Annotated in this window: 1 protein-coding gene; it reads left to right on the top strand. The window is 37.1% G+C overall.

The window, feature by feature from the left end; all coding sequences use genetic code 11:
• Window positions 1-994: cadherin repeat domain-containing protein (locus ACXR6G_RS20105; RefSeq protein ID WP_458363244.1), on the top strand; the 994-nt coding region annotated here is incomplete at both ends.

Genomic DNA, 994 nt, shown 5'->3' with positions numbered 1-994 from the left:
CTTTAAGATCAATGAAACAACAGGTGTTGTAAGTGTTGCCGATGCCAGTTTAATAGATTTTGAAACCGATGAATTTCATAATATTCGCATAGAAGCAAGAAGTACAGATAAATCTGTAATTGCAGCTGATTTCAGAATTGACGTCATAGATGTTGACGAAACAGGTGGTGATACAGATAATGCGATCACTGATCTTCGTGATGTTGATTTGGATGGAAACAGTATTAGTGAGAATATCACCAATGATCAGCCAGTTCATATTACTGCGCTTGCTACAGATGCTGATGGTGATAATATCACTTACTTCCTATTGGATAATGCAGGCGGACGATTTAAAATAGATATCACAACAGGAATTGTTACTGTTGCCGATGCCAGTTTAATAGATTTTGAAACCGATGAATTTCATAATATTCGCATAGAAGCAAGAAGTACAGATGAATCTGTAATTGCAGAAAATTTTAGAATTGACGTCACAGATGTTGATGGAACTGGTGGTGATACAGATAATGCGATCACTGATCTTCGCGATGTTGATATGGATGGAAACAGTATTAGTGAGAATATCACCAATGATCAGCCAGTTCATATTACTGCGCTTGCCACAGATGCTGATGGTGATAATATCACTTACTTCCTATTGGATAATGCAGGCGAACGATTTAAGATTCATGAGACAACAGGAATTGTTACTGTAGCCAATGCAGGATTGATCGATTTTGAAACTGATGAATTTCATAATATTCGCATAGAAGCAAGAAGTACAGATGGATCTGTAATTGCAGCTGATTTTAGAATTGACGTCACAGATGTTGACGAAACAGGTGGTGATACAGATAATGCTATTGCTAATCTAAGAGATAGTGATACTGATGCCAATTCTCTAAGTGAAAATGCAAAACTTGATGATTTGGTTCATATTACCGCTTTAGCAACCGATGCTGATGGTGATAATATCACTTACTTCCTATTGAATGATGCAGGCGGACGTTTC

The organism is Ancylomarina sp. YFZ004 (assembly GCF_054254355.1).
Note: the sequence above shows the minus strand (reverse complement) of the source record. Positions and strands in the feature narration are given on the sequence as shown.